Annotated in this window: 19 protein-coding genes; 8 read left to right on the top strand and 11 right to left on the bottom strand. The window is 60.7% G+C overall.

Annotated features, from left to right (window positions below):
- Positions 1 to 16: 16 nt before the first annotated feature.
- From CV102_RS25995 to CV102_RS13370, 3 genes are all read right to left on the bottom strand, one after another.
- Complete coding sequence (locus CV102_RS25995) at positions 17 to 181, bottom strand: hypothetical protein (protein WP_187432971.1); 165 nt, start codon at positions 179 to 181, stop codon at positions 17 to 19.
- 573 nt (positions 182 to 754) lie between these two features.
- Positions 755 to 4,534 carry an outer membrane protein assembly factor BamB family protein gene (locus tag CV102_RS13375; RefSeq protein WP_148858512.1) on the bottom strand — a complete coding sequence of 1,260 codons (3,780 nt, stop codon included), beginning with the start codon at positions 4,532 to 4,534 and terminating at the stop codon, positions 755 to 757.
- 986 nt (positions 4,535 to 5,520) lie between these two features.
- Positions 5,521 to 6,090 (bottom strand): YdcF family protein, encoded by a 570-nt coding sequence (locus CV102_RS13370; protein ID WP_148858511.1) that lies wholly within the window; start codon positions 6,088 to 6,090, stop codon positions 5,521 to 5,523.
- 451 nt (positions 6,091 to 6,541) lie between these two features.
- On the opposite strand from CV102_RS13370, the gene CV102_RS13365 reads away from it, so the two are divergent.
- The 3 genes from CV102_RS13365 to CV102_RS13350 all read left to right on the top strand — a co-directional run bounded on the left by CV102_RS13365 (position 6,542) and on the right by CV102_RS13350 (position 10,056).
- Complete coding sequence (locus CV102_RS13365; RefSeq protein ID WP_148858510.1) at positions 6,542 to 7,273, top strand: hypothetical protein; 732 nt, start codon at positions 6,542 to 6,544, stop codon at positions 7,271 to 7,273.
- An 858-nt stretch (positions 7,274 to 8,131) separates the two neighbouring features.
- Positions 8,132 to 8,539: a hypothetical protein gene (locus CV102_RS13360; protein WP_148858509.1), complete on the top strand. Its 408-nt coding sequence runs from the start codon at positions 8,132 to 8,134 to the stop codon at positions 8,537 to 8,539.
- A gap of 503 nt (positions 8,540 to 9,042) precedes the next feature.
- On the top strand, positions 9,043 to 10,056 hold the full coding sequence (locus CV102_RS13350; RefSeq protein WP_148858508.1) for a BtrH N-terminal domain-containing protein: 1,014 nt from the start codon (positions 9,043 to 9,045) through the stop codon (positions 10,054 to 10,056).
- 13 nt (positions 10,057 to 10,069) lie between these two features.
- Here the strand turns inward: CV102_RS13350 and CV102_RS13345 are convergent, their stop codons facing one another.
- Positions 10,070 to 10,312, bottom strand: a complete 243-nt coding sequence (locus CV102_RS13345; protein WP_148858507.1) for a hypothetical protein — start codon at positions 10,310 to 10,312, stop codon at positions 10,070 to 10,072.
- A 57-nt stretch (positions 10,313 to 10,369) separates the two neighbouring features.
- On the opposite strand from CV102_RS13345, the gene CV102_RS13340 reads away from it, so the two are divergent.
- The 3 genes from CV102_RS13340 (at position 10,370) to CV102_RS13330 (ending at position 12,952) form a co-directional block, all read left to right on the top strand.
- On the top strand, positions 10,370 to 10,573 hold the full coding sequence (locus CV102_RS13340) for a DUF7557 family protein (RefSeq protein WP_148858506.1): 204 nt from the start codon (positions 10,370 to 10,372) through the stop codon (positions 10,571 to 10,573).
- 190 nt (positions 10,574 to 10,763) lie between these two features.
- Entirely contained in the window at positions 10,764 to 12,008 is a 1,245-nt protein-coding gene (locus CV102_RS13335; RefSeq protein WP_148858505.1) for a digeranylgeranylglycerophospholipid reductase, read from the top strand.
- Positions 12,009 to 12,133: 125 nt separating this feature from the next.
- Positions 12,134 to 12,952 (top strand): ZIP family metal transporter, encoded by an 819-nt coding sequence (locus CV102_RS13330; RefSeq protein ID WP_148858504.1) that lies wholly within the window; start codon positions 12,134 to 12,136, stop codon positions 12,950 to 12,952.
- 19 nt (positions 12,953 to 12,971) lie between these two features.
- Here CV102_RS13330 and CV102_RS13325 read toward each other — a convergent pair whose 3' ends face one another.
- The 6 genes from CV102_RS13325 to CV102_RS13300 all read right to left on the bottom strand — a co-directional run bounded on the left by CV102_RS13325 (position 12,972) and on the right by CV102_RS13300 (position 17,099).
- Positions 12,972 to 13,544, bottom strand: coding sequence for a cysteine hydrolase family protein (locus tag CV102_RS13325; RefSeq protein ID WP_233710684.1), 573 nt, complete (start codon positions 13,542 to 13,544; stop codon positions 12,972 to 12,974).
- The gene (locus CV102_RS13320) at positions 13,541 to 14,338 is read right to left on the bottom strand and encodes a YqcI/YcgG family protein (protein ID WP_148858502.1); all 798 of its coding nucleotides are present in this window, start codon (positions 14,336 to 14,338) and stop codon (positions 13,541 to 13,543) included. Before CV102_RS13320 ends, CV102_RS13325 begins: the two co-directional genes overlap by 4 nt.
- Positions 14,339 to 14,425: 87 nt before the next feature.
- Positions 14,426 to 14,920, bottom strand: coding sequence for an MOSC domain-containing protein (locus CV102_RS13315; RefSeq protein ID WP_148858501.1), 495 nt, complete (start codon positions 14,918 to 14,920; stop codon positions 14,426 to 14,428).
- A gap of 55 nt (positions 14,921 to 14,975) precedes the next feature.
- On the bottom strand, positions 14,976 to 15,662 hold the full coding sequence (locus tag CV102_RS13310; protein WP_394349486.1) for a YqjF family protein: 687 nt from the start codon (positions 15,660 to 15,662) through the stop codon (positions 14,976 to 14,978).
- 109 nt (positions 15,663 to 15,771) lie between these two features.
- Positions 15,772 to 16,182, bottom strand: coding sequence for an ester cyclase (locus CV102_RS13305; protein WP_148858500.1), 411 nt, complete (start codon positions 16,180 to 16,182; stop codon positions 15,772 to 15,774).
- A 176-nt stretch (positions 16,183 to 16,358) separates the two neighbouring features.
- Positions 16,359 to 17,099 (bottom strand): SDR family NAD(P)-dependent oxidoreductase, encoded by a 741-nt coding sequence (locus tag CV102_RS13300; protein WP_148858499.1) that lies wholly within the window; start codon positions 17,097 to 17,099, stop codon positions 16,359 to 16,361.
- A 183-nt stretch (positions 17,100 to 17,282) separates the two neighbouring features.
- On the opposite strand from CV102_RS13300, the gene CV102_RS13295 reads away from it, so the two are divergent.
- Positions 17,283 to 17,738, top strand: a complete 456-nt coding sequence (locus tag CV102_RS13295) for a universal stress protein (protein ID WP_148858498.1) — start codon at positions 17,283 to 17,285, stop codon at positions 17,736 to 17,738.
- Positions 17,739 to 17,842: 104 nt separating this feature from the next.
- On the opposite strand, the gene CV102_RS13290 is transcribed toward CV102_RS13295, so the two are convergent.
- Complete coding sequence (locus CV102_RS13290) at positions 17,843 to 18,292, bottom strand: hypothetical protein (RefSeq protein WP_148858497.1); 450 nt, start codon at positions 18,290 to 18,292, stop codon at positions 17,843 to 17,845.
- Positions 18,293 to 18,414: 122 nt separating this feature from the next.
- Here CV102_RS13290 and CV102_RS13285 point away from each other — a divergent pair, with 122 nt between their 5' ends.
- Positions 18,415 to 19,392, top strand: a complete 978-nt coding sequence (locus tag CV102_RS13285; RefSeq protein ID WP_148858496.1) for an ROK family protein — start codon at positions 18,415 to 18,417, stop codon at positions 19,390 to 19,392.
- The last annotated feature ends 46 nt before the right edge of the window (positions 19,393 to 19,438 follow it).

The raw sequence follows: 19,438 nt of genomic DNA, 5'->3' as shown, positions 1-19,438 counted from the left end.
GTTAGCGAGCTGTGCGTCATGGCTTCTCCTCCTCGTCGAAGTAATCCCGAAGGATCTCCTCGAGTTGTTCGGAGACCCGCTTGTCTTCGCGTATTGCGCGCGACCGGACGCGTCGCCAAATCTTATCGTCGACTTTGATCGTCGTACGGGTCGTATTGTCCCCGTCTTCTGACGCTGTCATTTCAGCACTCATGGATTCGGCGGGCCCGAGTCGGCACCGTGTTTTTGTATCATTTTGGTGCGTTGTGTTGTCTGCAGACCGATACATCCGCCCTATTAGTCAAATCTTATTACCTTCTCTTGTAGTTGACTGTCTATAGAGAAGGTATTTAACTCTTGCCGATATATTCCGGCAGAGTCGTATAGAGTAGAATTATCTATTAAGTGGATACTAGACTACTAAAGAATCCTCTGTAATTCACTATCACGGCAAAGACTCCTAATTCGACAATATATCGCCAGCTACCATCTGCGATTCGATTAGCCAAAATATCAATCCAAATACTAATTTGCTAGCTGATCAAATACTGTGACTATTCTATTAGCTTTGAGGTCTCTTCGAAATTTCCCCAACAATCTCCGAATGAGCTCGAGCGATTTTTCCGAGATATAATGTAACAGAGTATAGTGTCACCGTATGATACTCGGTGAGAGAGTTAGGAGCTGCACTGGAGGCAGTGGAACTCCATGAAGTCCGGGAATAGAGACGGTTGGACAAGTATCGCACTATAAAAAAGAGTAATTCGGCGACCAGTTAGGCGCCGGTCCGCCAAGCGTCGATGACGTCGCGCAGCAGATCCGTCCCGAGGTCACCGTTGCGCCAGTGGTCGATCCCCTCTCGCAGCCCTGTCGTATCGACAACACCGTCGTCGTTTCGATACTCCTCGAGTGGATCATCAGGGTCCTCGCTGACAGTAATGATTTCACGGTCGACGTCGACCACGTCGTTTTCATCACTGACGGTCAACCGTACCTCGTGGGACCCTTCCTCCTCAAAGGTGTATTCTACCTGTTCGCCAGTCGCATCGACTTCGCCATCGCCGGTGAAGTCCCACCGATATTCTGCGATGGCAGCGTCGCCCGGCTCTGATTCCTCGGCGTGGAACGTGATTGGTTCGTCAACCGGTATTTCGTCATCATGTCCAAGTGTAGCTACCGGCGGAATGGCATCAACGAACGTACGAAGGTTCGGGCTTTCGCCGGCGACGTACGCTCGATTCCCGATGACTGTCGGGCTGGCAGCACTACCGTCATGGACCCGTTGCCAAAGTCGATCTCCGGTGTCAGCATCAACCGCGATGACTTCATTTTCAACAGTACCGACGAACACCGCCTGGTCACTGATAGCGGGTCGACTCGTAATCGGATCATCAACGCCAGTACGCCAGACGAGATGGCCGGTATCAGCATCCAGTGCGGAGAGACCTGTTGAATCAGTGGTCGCAACATAGATCAGCTCTCCATCGGTCCCGACGTGATCGAACCAATCTGCAGATCCGTCGTGGTTCCACTGCTCGTGTCCGTCGCGATCGTATGCGACGATACCGTCCATACCGAAGGCGACGTAAATTGTCTCTCCAGAGTCCGACACTGCAATCGATGTTACGTCACCGCCCTCGCGGCGCACCCGCCAGAGCCCGTTACCCGTCGCAGCGTTGATCGCGTACACATGAGCAGCATCGTCACTCCAGTAAGCTTCGGTGCCAATATACAATCGACCGTCTGACAACGACAGCACCGGATCGGTTCCAACGTCTTCTTCAAGCTCAAACCGCCAGACAAAATCTCCATCAGAAAGGGTTCGTGCCTCGATGTAGCTGCCAGCGGTGAGGAATACAAGGTTATCTCCGACAACGGGCGACCGTACACCATCAGCGACAGGAGCAGTCCAATTTTTGCTACCAGTCTGTCGGTCGACCGCATGGAGACGCTCTGCATCTCCGCTCCAATCGCGTTCAATGGCAAGAACAGTATCCTCAACGATCGTAGGACGGGGATATTCGAAGTGATCGTCAGTCTCGTATTCCCAGAGAAGATCGCCGGTACGGAGATCGTACGCGAAGAGTGAATCGGCGGCGACGTAGCCAACTCTACCATCGGATGCAGGTGGAGTCGTTATATCATAGCCAGTATCAATTTGCCAGAGTTGTTCGAAGGAATCTTCGGCCGTTGGTCCCGGTTCCCCATCAGTGTAGCTGGATCGAGTGGCCGTCCGTCCAGCGGTATGCCAAGCGAGCGGGCCAACTGTCTCTGGTTCAACTGTGGACATCTCACCCTCTGCATGGACGCGTAGTGTCGAGCTTCCTCCAACGTATACGTCGCCCTCAACCGCAACAGGGCCAGCAATATCGTCATCATGCTGTCTCCACCAGAGGATATCGCCTGATTCCGGATCAAGGAGGACAACATTGTTGTGTTCTGTGCCAACCAATACTCCGGAAGGTGTTGACGCTGGCGGGTAAGCGGCCCGACCCAGACTCGAGGTGCGCCAGAGGACCGACCCATCATCGGGATCAAGCGCTGTTACTCCCGACGAGTCACTAGTCGTGAGATACACCCGCTCACCGTCGGTCCCAACGTAATCGAACCAATCCGCAGACCCGTCGTGGCTCCATTGTTCGTTCCCGTCGCGATCGTACGCGATGATACCTCCAGTCTCGAAGACAACGTACAACTGATCATCCGATGCTGCCATCGACGCCACATCACCACCGTCTGGATAATCTATCCGACCGATTGCGTTTCCTGTCGCTGCGTTAATCGCGTACACGTACGCTTCATCGTCACTCCAGTACTCCTCAGTACCTACGTACAGCCTGTCATGCGCGAGTACTGGCGTCGTTGCGGGTGGCTCGCGAAGTTCGAACTGCCATTCCTGCTGGCCACTGAGGAGACTCCGTGCGCGGACAGTCTCACCAGAAGTGAGAAACACTCGTTCGTCGCCGGCAACAGGATGTTGGATATCGTCATCTATATCTGCATCCCATCGTCGGGTCCCGTATTCGGGATCGATCGCGTGAATTCGAACCGGGTCATCGCTCCAGTCCCGTTCGATCCCGAACACAAGGTCCCCGGCGAGGACCGGTTGGTCCCCCGTGAAATGGTCCTCCGTCTCGTACTGCCACCGGACACTCCCGTCGTCGGTATCGAGAGCATAAATATCATCGGCAGCCACGTAGGCAGTGTCCTCGTCGACCGCTGGCGCGCTAACAGACGTATCAAATGTTTGCCACCAGCGCAAATGAGGGCCATCGGCGTCCGCATCTGGCACACTTGCGGTCGGGTTATGACCAGTTCCTGCCGTGTCATAGCCATGGAACCGCCACTCACCAGCCGGTATTTCCGGCACAGTCGTCTCCGGCAATTTACCAGTCGTGTGAGCCCGCAGCGTCCGACTTCCACCGACGAACGCTCGGTCGTCCGTGACGACTGGTCCAAAAATAGTACCGTCATGAACCCGGTGCCAGATTATGTCACCCGATTCTGGTTCGAGCACGACCACGTGTTCGTTAGAAGTACCGACAAATAGTCCAGCCGTCGACACCGCCGGTTTGTCAGAAATGGGACCAACTGGTTGGCTCCAATCCTGATTCCCAGATGTTGGCTCCAGGGCAATGATTCCCGCGTGAGTCGCTACATACAGTCGGTTATCGTCTAGCGTTAGATGTCTAACTGTATCTGCAACATCGTTTTCGGCCCACTGAAGCGATCCACTCGTATCGTAGGCCTCGACATCGCCGTTGTCAGTCGAAACAAAGATGAAATCATCTCCAACGGCGAGATCGGTAATGTCTCCGGTACCCGGCTCAGCAGTCCACTGGCCGAGACCAGAATCGGCGTCGATGGCGTGAAGATATGGAGTATCCTCGCTCCAATACTCTTCAGTTCCGACGTAGAGAACACCATCGACAAGCGCCGGCAGAGTGCTGATATACTCTTGTGGCGAATAAGACCACTCTTCCTCACCAGTCGACAGTTCGAGTGCGCGAACCTCCTCTTGGTCCCCGACGTATGCTCGTGCTTCGTCTGCAACCGGGGGCATCGCACCATCCGAAACTGACTGGTCCCATTGTCTCGTTCCACTTGCCGCATCAACTGAGTGTAAGTGGGTGGTGTCGCCGCTCCAATCTCGTTCAAGCGCAAGGACGTTCCCATCCATAAGCGCTGGCCGGTCCCAGAAGTCGCCATCAATCTCGAGTTCCCAGTCTACTTCACCCTCGTCAACATCGATACCGTACAGGTTCTCCGCAGCGACGTACGCACGATCGCTGTCGACTGCCGGCGCACTCACGGCTGCATCCAACGTTTCCCACCAGTCGAGTGTCACACCATCTGCGTCGTCGGCAGGACCAGTCGTATTATCGTTATACCCAGTTTGATCAGCGGTTCGGCCGTACATGAACCACTCACTGGCGTCAACTGGATAGTCACCGTCAGCGGTCCCCACTGTCGGTACAACCCCAGCTGCACCGAGTCCGAAAATACCCATCAGCTTGAGCGTATCTCGTCTCCTAACCCCATTTTCTCTTGACATTCTGCATTCCAAATTGGTTAGTAGTCATTAATATCACTTTTTCTGTTATCATAGACACTAACCAGGGTAAGTATTTCTTATAGGAAATGAAAATCGAATACATATGTATTCTATCTCAATGGACCAACAACCTTCCTTTTGGCGAGTAGATCCTGAAAAGCAGCCGACGAGGAGTAAGATCACAACTCTTGGAGAGACTATAACGCGAACTCTACGTTTCTCCTAGCTATGCTCAGATTCGATAATCAGTGTACTCGAACGTTAGTATAGGAAAGCAAATATAGAAGCAGACTATGCTACTTGCGCGTAGGACGACCCGCAGTGTGGCCCCAGATCGCGGATCGGGTCGCTTGTCAGAATGTACTGCATCAGAGGACAAAATCCCGGGTAGGACTGGAGTTTTCGTCTCCGATGCAGACGTTGTCTTTCCACTCGAGAGAGTAACATAGTGTGGAGTACTCCCGAATTTGAGAACAGGGAGTGATTGTATTTTGGTTCCTGCTGAACCGAACCACCGAAGCGTGGAGTCTGATACTTCCGTGATAAATAGAATAACACAAACAAAAGTCATGCTGGGTGTCAATAGACACAAAGCAGATGGTACTTCACTGGCAAGCGACTCTCAGAATCGTTTCAATGAGTCACCAAGGACCAAAAGCCGCTACAAGTTCCGGCAGCGAAAATACCACTGTACTGATCAGCCGCAGTACCACCACCGACGTCTATCACACCAGTCGTGACTGCTCTCGACTCAAAAGCCGCGGCGAGGTGCTCGAAAAGCCCTTAGCCGTGTTCAACGGACTCTACCGGCCGTGCAAAGAGTGCACCGAGGAGAGAGATAGCCACGACTGATCTCGAGCGCAATAAGTTCTACTTCAGCTCTGCGGAGGACGCCAAAGCAACAGCCGATACCGGAGTGCAACACCGGTCACACGAATCAGCCACGGATGCCGAACTCCCGCCAGTAGTGACCAGCTGGTCGAACTCTACGGGCGCGGTGGAACGTGCTCCCGCGTATAACAATCGTGCTCGTCAACTAACCGTCGTTCGATCATCTCGAAATCACCAGCCGTCACCGGCTCGAAAAAGGCGCGCGTCCGCTCGAGTTTCGTCTCGTTAGAAGTTTCGTCGTACCCCAGTACGTCGGTGACGGACGTCTCACAGGCCTCGGGTTCGAGAGCGGCGGCGTCACCGAAACACTGCTCGAAGACGTAGAGCGCCCGTTCCATGTGATAATCGGAGGTGACGAGCACGATCGTTTCGGGATCGATTCCTCGGTCGGCGAGAAGCCGTCGAGTGTAGTATCCGTTCCCGATCGTGTCGACCGACTCGTCCTCGAGTAGGATCCGTTCCTCGTCGACGCCCTGGGAACGGGCATACTCCTGCATGACTTCACTCTCCGTACGCGCGATGGCCTCGTTTCCCCGTCCCCCGCTGCAGAGCAAATACGACGCATCGAGAGCACGCAGCGCGTCGATCCCGGTCTCAACCCGCTGTTGTAACTCCGGATGAATCGTCGGTGAGGTGAGCCGGTGGCCGAGTGTGACAACAATCATGAAGTAGTGATTTTCAGTACTACCATATGAACATTCACTATTTTGTGAAACTATGCCTAAGAATCATTTTAGGCGAATGGGTTCTCGATTAGATAACGCGCAACGAGAGTCACGCAGATGGGCTCCGGGACGAGTACCACGTCGTCATTCCGTTCGATGCTGCGCTCTCGACACTCACATCGATAGGTCAGGGGTGGAGAGTCAAAGATTCTGGAACTGGGAGAGACACACGAGACGGGAGGTACCGCGAACAGTCAGACGATCGCTGATCGAGAGCAAAATAACCAATAAGAATCTACCATCCCCACAAACCACTCAGAATTAGTTAGTGTATTCACTGCAGTCCGGAAAGACGTAGAAGCCCTGGAAAGCCACTATTCTGGGCATTGGTCACATGGGGAGAAGGTAACCGGAGAAGAGCTTAACTATATAGAAAATAAGGAATTAGTGAATGTACGAAAATGTAACAAGACGATCGGTCCTCGGAACCGGTGTCGTTGCGGCACTCGGCGGCACGGCACTCAGCGGAGATACGGACGTACTCGAGCAACCAGTTTCGGCGGCGTTGTCACGCTCGTTCGATATCGACGGAGATGGCACGGAACACGTCCAGTTCACAGCGACAGAGGACCCTGATCCTGATGGAGAGCGGGGAACCGTACTGCAGGCCACCTCGCAGGGCCAACCAACGAAGGATTACGCAGTCTCGCTGCAGAACATTACGTCCGCAAAGCTGACACTCGACGATCTCGTCAGTGAGGGACTGTCGTACGAGTACTACGTCGGTGAAGACAATACCAGCATGGCCCCCAACGAACTGTGTCTCGTGCTCACTGGTCGTGGAAGCGGGATGGACCTCGTCTTCCGGACGAAAGACGACGATCGGAACGGTGGCTGGTATACACGCGACGTAACGCCCGAGCTCACCGGCGACAGCGACCTCCCGGGCAGCGACCAACCGTGGAAGCGACTGCACGTAACCCGGAAAAACGTCGCTGCGATGGACGGAAGCAACGTCGAACACCTCGACGAAAACCTCCTCGAGCGCTTCGACGGTGAAACGAGGGTTCGAGCCGCTGGCCTCGGACACGGCACGCCGACGATGGAACCATCGGTCATCGAGACGTACTACGATGAGTTCACCGTCGCTGGGACGGAATACGAGCTGTCGACGACCGACTAACTCACAGCGGTAGCCAGGAGAAGACCTTGCACGGGTAACAAACTATATTTCTATTAGATTTCAAATCGAGATTTGTTGGTACTGATGAGCGACGGAAACTGATGGTCCACGACGAAAACACCGACGTTAGCTGTGAAGCACTTTATCCGTCCCCCTGATCGAGGCGATCGAGTTCGAGACAGTTGAGACACGGCTCGAAGCGAAGCGGTTCACCACACTCTTGACAGTGGCCGCGTGGGTATCTCCTCGTAGTCCCCTCATCCTCAGTCGACGGTTCGAGTTTTTGTTCAGTCATTTTTCGATCGCAATTACGCGAAGGTCGTGTATCCGTCCGTGATCCCTCGAACTGGATGCTCGAGACCGTTCGACATCCGATCGTGGGTGTCGAACCGTTCTGACGCATCGAGCGTCTCTCATGCACCTTTCTGGGCAGTCTGTCACCCGGGGAAGCCACAGCACATCCGCGGGCCGTCCTCCACCCTGGACCAAACTCATACGAAATTCTGTAAGTCACGATATTATATCTTTGGGAACTGATTGAAGTGGAGCGAACAACGGAGACCCGAACCCACTCGATCGAAAACTATGGCTGCGGTAGAACGTGCTCCCGCGTATAGCAATCGTGCTCGTCGACTAACCGTCGTTCGACCGTCTCGAGATCACCGGGCGTGACCGACTCGAAAAAGGCGCGCGTTCGCTCGAGTCGCCGTTCGTCGCAACTCAGAACGATCCACTTCCGGAGGTTGCGTGTATTTTCCGATCACAGTATCCGAATACGTCGAATAGTTGGGTAGCAGAAGGAAAATAAATACCAACCAATATATACGAATTGGTGAAGGTACACTGTAGTGTCAAATCGTGGGCTATGAAGACGGAGGGGGATCGGTCTCCAGAACGAAGAACCGACTGCAACGCGTCCTGGTAGTCTCGACTGTCGGGACGCTTGCCTTCCTCGGTGCAGGTATTTTCGAATTTGTCCCGCGGAGTATCGGAGTCCCGGGAGTCGTCGTCGGATTCGGAGCTATGCTAACGAGTAAGTCCCAACTCGATAGCGATACAGAAGTAACCCTGCAGTCGTATCTGGTAGAACTGTTCACCTACGGGTTAGCCGTGTTCACGATCGCAGCGGCCGCATCCGTATTTGTGTTCACGTTCGATCTCGTTCCGGCCCGGTTAGGTTTGCAGGCGTCTCTCGGAGGAATCGGTGGGATGATGGCTTGTCTCATCGCTATCCGCCTCGTCGAGTACATGGGAGGAAACACGTGAAACGGTTCTCGCCGGTCACTGGGCGAGTTTGATGATGGAGCAGTTCGATCGAACAAACGTCTCATCCTCGCTCCAGTTCGTATTCGACTCTACGTCGTTCGCTATTCGGGAACCGGCTACCGACACTCGGTTCTCGAGAATGTCTGCCGGACGGTAGCTTATTCTCTCGAGTCCCGATCGTGAACTCTCGGATGGAGCCACTCGAAGCGCCACGGTCGCCGCCAGAACAGATCGATCGAGGTGCGCGTCCCCCACGGTCGTGGATGAGAGCCGTGTTCGAGAACCCGTTGGCTTTCGCTCAAACCACTGTTGCTGCCGAACTGTTTTATAAACAGTCTGTGAGAATTCCCCGGGGCTCGACCCCGGATTTGAATCCGATAATCACCGTCGAAGATCGAGTCAGAACGGACCGATCCGAGTTCGGGTGTGAGTCGTCTGGCGCTCCCCGAACCCGCAGTCGACGGAACCCGAACCGTTATCGGCTCACCGACGGCATCGCTAGTATGGTCCGCGTCGACGACTACACCCACCACACCGGCCGCCACTGTGGCTCGACGTCGCTTCGGAACCTCTCCAGTCACTACGGCTGGGGCTACGACGAGGAGACCTGCTTCGGGCTCGCCGCCGGACTCGGCTTTACGTACTTCGACCTCCCCGAGAGCCCGCACCGGGCGTTCTTCGGCCGCCCGCCGCGCCTCGAGCCCGCCTTCTTCGACCGACTCGCGATCGACGTCGATCGGTACGAGGGCGACGACTGGGAGACGACGCTCGAGCGGATTCGCACCGCCGTCGCGGCCGACGATCCGGTGCTGGTCTTCACCGACATCTACTACCTCGAGTACTTCGAGACGGACACCCACTTCGCGCCTCACGCGTTGCTCTGCGTCGGTGTCGACGAGGAGCGGGGAACGGCGCTGCTCTCGGACAGCGAGTTCGACGAGCGACGGGAGGTCCCCCTCGAGCGACTCCGCGCGGCGATGACGTCCGACCACGTCCTCCCGCTTCGGAACCGCCACATCGTCGTCTCCGATCCCGAACCGAATCGCACGCTGGCGGAGGCCGCGCCCGAGGCCGTCGCCGAGATGGCTCGTTCGATGCTCGAACCGAGCGAGCGGGATCGGGGCGCCGCCTTCGGGACGCAGGGAATCGAGGGGATCCGCCGACTCGCCGACGACCTCCCGTCGTGGGTCGACCTCGAGAATCCGCAGTGGACGGCCCGCTTCGCCTACCAGAACGTCGAACGGCGAGGGACCGGCGGCGGCGCGTTCCGCCGGCTGTACGCCGATTTCCTCGAGCGCGTGATCGACTCGACAGCAGCGCTGCCGGACGATGCACCGTCGCGAATGCACGCCGTCGCGGCCGACTGGACCGCCGTCGGCGAGACGCTCGAGGCGGCGAGCGAGCGGGACGATCCCGACGCGATGGAGCCGGCGCTGGTCGATGCGAGCGAATCGATCCGCGAGATCGCGGATCGCGAGAAACAGTTGTACGAAGCGCTGCGGGTCGGCGTCGGCTAGTTCGGATTCACGTTCAGATGTCGCCCTGCAGGATCACGGTGTCGTCGTCGACCGTCGCGACCATCTCCTCCGTCACGAGGTAGTCCTCCTCGTCCTCGCCCTCCCAGCCGATCTTCGCGAGCAGGTGTTCCGCGACGCTCGGGTTGGGGTCGACGGACGCGCGTTTGCCCTCGACCTTCGCGACGATGCCGAGTTCCTTCCCTTCGTCGTCGATCACTTTCTTGCCAACCTCGTCGTCGGTCAGTGTGGCTACCATGTCCCGATGCTTCGGGGGGAGGGGGGATAATCGCGGTGCCGTCTCGTGCCGGCCGCGATGGCTGCACACACGGCCCAGGCTTATTTGCCGCTCGCCGGCGTGCATACCGTCGTGAGCCCGACACTCGAGATCAACGACGACCTCGTGGAACGAGTCGACAGCCACCGGGACGAGGGCCAGTCGCCCGAGGAGTTCGTCGCAGAACTCGCCTCGATCCACGAGGCCGAAGGGACGTCCACGCGGGAAGGGGTCACCGGGTGACCGACGGACACACACGGACCCGCGGCCCGTCGGTGCCGCGGCGAACGCGGATCGGACGCTTCGATGGCCTCGAACCCGCTTTTTACGGCTAGAGCGGTGCTCTCGGAACCGTTCGGTCGAATGACACCACCCCTCACGGGGGCGCAACTGCTTGGACAAACTCATTAGGGGGCGAGACAGTTTCAGAACCATGAACGAGCGTTACGATGTAGTAATCGCCGGGGCCGGTCCGGCCGGTGCCCAGTGTGCCCGCGACCTCGCGACACGAGGCTACGACGTCGTCGTCCTCGAGACGGAGGCAGAAGACGAGTTCCCGCGCCAGAGCAACAAGTCGACTGCGGGGACGTTCCCGTCGATGATGGCATCGTTCGGCATCCCCGACGACGTCGTGATGCAGTACACCGACAAGGTCGTCCTCGAGTCCCCCTCGAACCACTACGTCCAGGACCAGCCCGGTGCCGTCCTCGAGTTCGCCGACTTCAAGCGGTTCCTCGTCGCCGACGGTCGCGAGGAAGGCGCCGAGTACCGGTTCGACGCGCGTGCGACCGCGCCGATCGTCGAGAACGACGAACCCGTCGGCGTCACCTACAACGGCGACGAGGAGATCTACGCCGAGATCGTCGTCGACGCGACCGGACCGGCCGCCCCGATCGCGAAGAAACTCGACGTCAGCGACCTGCAGCGAGAGAACCACGCCATCGGCATCGAGTACGAACTCGAGGGGATCGAGGTCGACCGTCCCGGCTTCGCCGACCTCACCGACGCCATGATGCTCCGGCTCGATCACAACATCGCACCCGGCGGCTACTCCTGGATCTTCCACACCGGCGAGGACACCGCCAAGGTCGGCGTCTGCTACCTCCAAAACGACAGCCACGAGCAGTACGCTCGAGACGATTTCAGCATCGACGACTACCTCACCCACTGGATGGATACCGACCCCCGATTCCAGAACGCGTCGCGAATCGAGGGCAAGCAACACCGCGGTTCGGCCCACCTCCAGATGCCGGGACGAATTCACACCGACCGCTTCATGGCGATCGGCGACACCGTCCCGACGGTCGATCCGCTGTGGGGCGAGGGAATCCACACCTGCATGCAGTCCGGCCGGATGGCCGCAGCCGCCGCCGACAGCTGTCTCAAACACGGCAACGTCGAGCCGAACGCGGAGAACCTCGCCGTCTACGACTCGCTGTGGCACAAGAAGGTCGCCCCGAACGTCAAGCGGCGGCTGCTGATGACGCAGCTGCTCTACCTGGCGGAGAACGAGCGCTACGACAAGTTCATGGCCGACCTCCACCGCCTCGACGAGGAGACGCTGGCCAAGGCGAACGCCGGCAACCCGCTGGCGATTTCGAAGCTGTTCGGCCTCGAGGACGCGTCGCTGCTCGCCCGCTTTGCGAAGCAGCAACTCGACGTCGACCTGCCGTGGTAACCGGCGCCGATCGGTAGCCGGACCAACCGCGCACCTCCCTGCTCTAGCCTCCGGAACCGACGACGGTCCGATAGTGGTAAAACGAACCGGCACACTGGTCACTCGTAGCGCTCCTGATCTGCTCGATGACGCTCCTCAACGAACTACTGCTCGTCTTTACCGTCGGCCTCGTCACCGGTCTCGCGACGGGGCTCGGCGTGCTCCCGTTTTTCGTCCTCGAGGAGATCAGCGACCGCTGGCTCGTCGTCCTGTGGGGAGCCGCCGTCGGAATCTTGCTGTCGGCGGCGGTGTTCGGACTGATCGGGGAAGGCGTCGCCGCCGGCGAGACCGGCCGCGTCCTGCTCGGTGTCCTCGCCGGGGTCGCCTTCGTCTTTCTCGCCGATTACGCCGTCGACGGCTACGAGTTCACGCCCCGCGCCGTCTCGGACGTCGATCCGCGGACGGTCGTCTTGACCGTCGGCGTGCTCACGATCCACAGCATCCCCGAAGGGATCGCCGTCGGCGTCGCGTTCGTCGATCTGGGAACCGACGGGAGCGTCGAAATCGCCGGCGTTGCGCTGCCGGCGCTGGCCGTCTTCATGGCGATCGCGATCTCGATCCTGAACGTGCCAGAAGGGCTGGCGATCGCGATCCCGCTGATCGCCTACGGGATGGATCGCTGGAAAGTCGTCGGCTGGGCCGTCTTCTCCGGTCTGCCCCAGCCGATCGGCGCCGTCGTCGCCTACTACTTCGTCACCGCCGTCGAGGGGCTGCTGGCGCTGAGCTTCGGCTTCGCGGCCGGCGCCCTGCTGTACCTCGTCGTCGTCGAGTTCCTGCCGGCCGGCGTGGCCGCAGGGGTCGACCTCGAGAACCGCGGCCGTCCCGAACTCCTCTCCGGCGCGGTCGTCGGCTTCGTCGTCACGCTCGCGATCATCGCGGCCGTCGAGGGTATCGGCACCGTCTGAGGCGGCTCTCGCGCGCCGCTCACTCGAGCACGGCCAGCAGTTCCGCCGTCGTCGCGACCGTCGCGAACTCGCCCTCGAGCTGTGCCAGCGCCGTCCGGTGCATCGTCTCGGCGTCGAAGCGTTCGCCGTCGAACTCGCGGTCGAACGTCGCCGTCGCGTCGGCGACGACGGTCACGGAAAAACCCAGGTTCTCGGCCATCCGGGTCGTCGTCGAGACGCAGTGGTCCGTCGTGAGCCCGGCGACGACGAGACGCTCGAGCCCGCGCTCGCGAAGCCACGTCTCGAGTTCCGTCCCGACGAACGCGCTGTTGACGTGCTTCTCGAAGGCCGGTTCGTCCTCGAGCGGGGCCGTTTCGGGTTTGAACGCGAACCCCGGCTGATCGCCGCGCAGCGGCGAATCCGACTCCGTCGAGTGGTGACGGACGTGGACGACGGGCCGTCCGGCCTTGCGCCAGGCGGTGAGCAGATCGGCCGCTCGCTGCTCGGCGTCCGGATTGTTTCGCGCACCCCACGTCGGATCGTCGAACCCCTCCTGAAGATCGATCAGGATCAGCGCCTCGTCGGGGCCGGGATCGACTTCGTTCGTCGTCACGGCAACCTCGCTCCGGGTTTCGGGTGGGCTCGAGTAACGGTTATCGGACACGCGTCGGGTGCCTGCGACTCGTCGTCCGAGAGCATGTACTGGGGCCACTCCCGGTCGCCCTCGACGCCCCAGTCGCCGAGGTCGGCGTGGGGACAGACGCCGTCGTACCCCTCGAGACGATCCTGGATCACGTCGCGGGCGCGCTGACCTGCCTCGGTGTCGCCCGTCACGCCAAGGTTCTCGAACAGCGCGCGCGGCTGGAACGTGATCTCGAGACCGATCGGACAGTAGCGGCTCTTGCGCTGGTCGTAGAACGGCGCCCGACAGGTCGGGAACATCGGTTCGCCGCCCAGACAGAACTCCCAGTGGGGATCGTCGGGATCGGTCGGGATCTCCTCGGGCCAGGGCTCGGGATCGTGGCAGTGCAGCGTCTGAAGGATGTGCCACAGCGCATCGTGGTACTCGCGTTCGGACAGCGGTTCTTCGGGCGGTTTGAAGAACGTGACCAGCGAGGCTCGGTCGGCGTGATCCCGGTAGCTCTCGAGGTACTCGAGGACCCGGTCCCGGAGGGTCAACAGCGCGTCGGCGTCGGACATCGACGGCACTGCGGTGTAGATCGGCTCGCCCTGCTGGACCGACTCGGCGCCGAAGAAACACGGGAACGGCGTTCCGTTTCGTTCGCCGAGCAGTCCGTCCCGGAACGAGTTCCAGTGGGCGGCGACCCACGCCGGTGTCTCGCCGTTTCGAACCCGCCGCTCGAGCGTCTCCTGGTCCATCAGCGACTGGACGCCAGGCTCGTTCATTACGCGACCGTTAGCGTCCGCGGCAATGGGCGTTTATATCGCGTCGAGTACTTGACCGACCGAACGTGTACGATCGCCGGCGCTCCCTCAGACCGACTCGAGCCGATCGCCGACCGTCACGACGCCGTCCTCGAGAATCCGCGCCCGGAGCCCGCCGCGGTGGACCAGCGCCTCCCTGACCCCGTTTTCGGCGAGGTGGCGCTCGAGGTACGAACAGGGTTCGCAGAGTTCGACGCCCTCGCAGACGACCTCGCCGATCCGGAACCGTTCCCCGTCGAGGTGGTTCAGGGCGATGCCCTCGGTCGTCAGGTTTCGCCGGTGGACGCCGGGCTCGAGCGCGATGTCGTAGTCGCGTTCGACCGCCTCGAGGGCCTCGCGCTCGATCAGCGTGAGGTCGCTCCCGTCGCGGTCGGCGAACGTCCCTGCGTCCTCGTGTCCGTCGTCGGCCCCGGCTTCGGGTCTGCAGTACCGGTCTCCCTCGAGGCCACGGCGGGCGAACGCCCGGACGCGGTCGACTCGTTCCGTCGGTGCGCCCTGCTCGGGAGCGACGTGGATCGCTCGGATACGCCCCATCGAAGTCATAGGCGGCTCCACGGCCGCTGTCGGCTTATACGGTTCGTCGGTCGTCGGGTCGGACTCACCAGCGGCGGTTTCGGGACGAGACGATGTCGACGCCTCGACCGTAGTAGCAGACTGGCGACGTCTCCGGCGGTTCGAACCCGTTGGCTTCGAAGAGCGTGTTCGTCTCGAGTGCGACCGTCGCCGGCTGGAGCGACCAGCGTTCGTGGGAAATGTCGGCGTAGCGAAGCTCACCGCGGCGCCCCGTCGTGTAGTAGCGGTATCGCTCGGTCAGAAACGCCGCGAGGGAATCCGGATCGGGCGTGAACGACTCCCCGACGGGTTCGTACGTCCCCGCGAAACGGGCCGCAGGTGCAGTCGGGTGTCGGCGCTCGCTCGAGAACGCGACCTGTCCGTCGGCAACGTCCATCTCGACGCTCGCGTTGTAGTACGGCAACCGGTGGGAGAGCCGCGCGCCGACGACGCCGAGCACGCCCTCGGCGTCCAGGCTGAAGAAGTAGATTCCGGGCTCGCCGTCGCAGCGCACGTACGTCCGAAGGTTGAGTTCCGGGAGTTCGAATCCCGTGACCGCGGGGAGCCCTCGAGGGCGGACGTCGACGTTCAGATACGGGACGACCGAGAGCCACGCTCGCCCGTCGTAGAGATCGGCTGTGAGCCCGTCGGGGAGGCGATCGTCGACGATCGCGGGTTCGACGGGCCAGTTCGCAAAGAGAAGGTGTCGCCATCCCATCGCGATCGGGATCATATCGGTACTATCACCAGACGCTGCAAAAGGACTGACCCTAACCTGGTGGGCCACGCAGGGGCGACGCCTGTCGACGGCCGCCCGACCAGAAACGAGGAGGAGATGGGCCTTACTCGGTGACCTCGAGTTGGGCGAGGAACTCCCGCGAGTCGAAGTACGTTCGATCTTCCTGGATCTTCCCGTCTGCGAGAACCAGTTTCGCCATCCCTCTGGTCTCGATCTCACGGCCTGTCGGTGAGATTCCCTCGAACTCCCCTTCGTGTGTGGCCTTCCATGTGAACTCCTGCATGACGACCTCGTCGCCGGTGAGCACGTCGTCCGTCTCTACGCTGGCGTCGGGGAACGCTGTCTCCTGTTCGCGGAGGAACTCTTCGAGTCCGTCCCGCCCGTGAATCTCGTCGAACGGGAAGGAGAACGTGTACGACTCGGACACCATACCCAGCTTCGAGAGGTCCCCGCTAAACAGGTCGTTGTAGTCACTCACGATCTGTGCTACGTCCGGTATCGTTGCTTCTGGCATAGGGTGGGTCACCGTGTTCCTCTATGCGTCACAGTCACATAGCGTCATCCAGTGACAGACTGCAGGGCCTGAACAGGGTGCACGGTCTGACCAGGGAGCCGACGTGCGACGCGTCGGTCCGCCGGTGAACGAACTCTGGACCACAAACGTTCCGCGGTTCGATCGCTCGTCCCGACTCACACCGTCTCGGGCAGCCAGCCGCCGTCGACTTCCACGTTTTCCCCGCTGATGTACTCACTGTCGGGATCCAGGAAGAACAGCAGCGGATTGATCAGGTCATCGAACGAGGCGGGTCGATCCCGCGGGAGGTCCTCGGGGAACTCGTCGGAGTTCTCGACGACGTACGGCGAGATGGCGTTGACCGTGATCCCGCCGTCCTGCGTGTCGGCTGCGAGCATCCGCGTGAACATGAGCACGCCGGCTTTCGCCACGAAGTACGGGAAGTTCGTCGGGTGGACCAACCCCTTCTCGCTCGAGGCGTAGCCGACGTTGACGATCCGGCCGTAGTCGCCCTCGCGCATCGCCGGCAGCGCACGTTTCGAACAGAGGTAGGTGCCGTTGAGGTTGGTCTCGAGCACCCGGTTCCAGGTCTCGAACTCGATCTCCTCCCAGTGGGTGGGCGCGAAGTCGCCGACGTTGTTCACGAGGACGTCGACGGAGCCGAGTTCGGCCTCGACGGCCGCGAAGATGCCGTCGACGCTCTCCGGATCGGTGACGTCTCCCTGGACGGTCATCGCCTCGGCCGCGCCGCGCTCGCGGGCCTCGTCGGCGACATCGCGGGCGGCGTCCGCGCTGGTGTGGTAGTGGACGGCGACGCTCGCCCCGCGGTCGGCGGTCGAAAGCAGGAGTTCGCGGCCGACACCCCTGGCGCTGCCCGTCACGAGCACGGTCCGATTCGAGAGATCGAGGTCGTTCATTCCGGGCTCGACAACGCCGCGGAAGGGTATAGTAGGCACCGAAACGCAGGTCCGGCCGAACGCGAGAGTCGGTTTTGGGACGGAATCGACCGTCGCGGCCGACGACTAACCGGGTTCTCGCGCCCCCGAATTCTGTTTCGAGAAAGTCCGGCGTTTAAGTAGATTGCCACGCATAGTGGGGGTATGACACTCCAGACGATCCTGCTCGCCGTCGGACCCGGCGACGCCGACCGCACCGACAAACTCGCCGAAACAGTCCTCGAGGTCGCCAAACCGGCCGACGCGACAGTCGTTCTCGCCCACGTCTTTACCGAAGACGAGTACAACGAAGTGCTCGGCAACCTCGAGATGGACGCCGACAGCGATCAGGTTCGCCCCGACGAGGTCGCCTCTCGCCACTCGACGATCAGGGACCTGCGAAGCGAACTCGACGAGGAAGGGATCGAGTACGACGTTCGCGGCGCGATCGGCGACCACGGACCGACGATCGTCGAACTTGCGACCGGGGTCGCTGCCGATCGGGTCGTCGTCGGCGGTCGTCGCCGCTCACCGACCGGAAAGGCGGTCTTCGGCTCGACCGCACAGGAGGTCCTGCTCTCCTCGCCCTGCCCGGTGACGTTCGTCCGCAGCGCCGAGTAGCGCCAGTAGCCACTGACCGCCGGTGCACAGCCGATCGGGGTCACCTCGAGGTCGACACTACGGACCTCGCCGACGACGGCTGTGCGATCGGTGTGGAAACCGGTTCAGTCGGTGCGATCCTCCTCACTCGCTTGCCGGGAGCGTTCCGCCTGTTCCTTCCACGTTCGTTCCTGGCGTCGTTCACGGACGTGGCGCTGTCCGTCCGCCAGCTCTCGCCGGACGCGGCGTTCGAAACTCGACGTCTCGGCCAGCATCGTCTCCTGGAAGCTCTCGAGGACATCGTAGGACCATCGATCGCCGTCGACGACCCCGTGGGGGAGCAGGTTGGTCCGGATCGTATCCGCCAGTTCCTCGTGGCCGGCGGCGTCGAGCAGCGCTTCGGCCTCGTAGAGGTGGTCCATCCCGTGTCCCGTCGCGTGGTGGAACTCGAGCAGGTTACCCTGTGCGCGCTGGAGCCACTCGAGTCCGAGTTCGACCTCGTGGAGCGCCTCGAGTTCAGCGTCGGAGAGTGTGGTTTCGGGTTCGGCCTCCGTCCCGGGCTGATCGGTGGCCATACGACCTACTATGATATCGTGTGTCATACGTATGTCGGTCACCGCGCTGCGTTGCGGTAGCTACTCCCATTCGAGTGAAGATACCGGTAGTTAAGTACGACGACGGCACTCTCTCTGATAGCATGGTCTACTACGCGGGCGTCGATCTCGGCGCGACGAACGTCCGGGCGGCCGTCGCCGAGGACGACGGAACGACGATCGGGGTCAGCCGCAACGGGACGCCTCGAGGCCCCACCGGAATCGACGTGACTGAGGGCGTTCTCCGCACGCTCCGCGAGGCGTGTGGCGACGCTGGTATCGCTCCGGAAGAGATCGCCGCCGCGGGGATCGGTTCGATCGGACCGTTCGACCTCGCGGAGGGGGCAGTGATCGACCCGGCGAACCTTCCCGATTCGATCGATCGGATTCCGCTGACGGGCCCCATCGAGAAACTCGTCGACAGCGACGAGGTCCATCTCCACAACGACACCACTGCAGGGGTCATCGGCGAGCGGTTCCACGCGTCGCGCAACCCGGACGATATGGTCTACATCACGATCTCTTCCGGGATCGGCGCCGGGGTCTGTTGCGACGGCGAAATCCTCGACGGCTGGGACGGCAACGCCGGCGAGGTCGGCCACTGCGTCGTCGATCCGCGCGGCCGGCTGACCTGTGGCTGTGGCCACGACGGCCACTGGGAGGCCTACTGTTCGGGGAACGGCATCCCCGACTTCGCCCGGCTGCTCGCGAACGACGATCCGACTGTCTCGACCGAACTGCCGCTCGACGGCCCCGACTTCACCGCGAAGGACGTCTTCGCGATGGCCGGCGAGGACGAACTGGCCGACTACGTGATCGACCAGCTCGCCCACTGGAACGCCATCGGCGTCACCAACGTCGTCCAGTCGTTCGCGCCGATCGTCGTCTCCTTCGGCGGCGCCGTCGCCCTCCACAACGAGGAACTGGTCGTCGATCCGATCCGCGAGCGCGTCTCGAACATGTTGCTGAACAACGTTCCCGAGATCCGCGTCACCGAACACGGCGACGACGTCGTCCTCGAGGGTGCGATCGCGAGCGCCCTGACGGAGGGGACGGGTGACAGACAGCGGATGCGGAGTTAACGCGACCCGGCTCGACACCGCGGCTGAACCTACGGTATTTACTCGC

This window comes from Natronococcus pandeyae (assembly GCF_008122205.1).
Taxonomy (GTDB): Archaea; Halobacteriota; Halobacteria; order Halobacteriales; family Natrialbaceae; genus Natronococcus; species Natronococcus pandeyae.
This window is presented reverse-complemented; position numbering and strand designations above follow the sequence as displayed.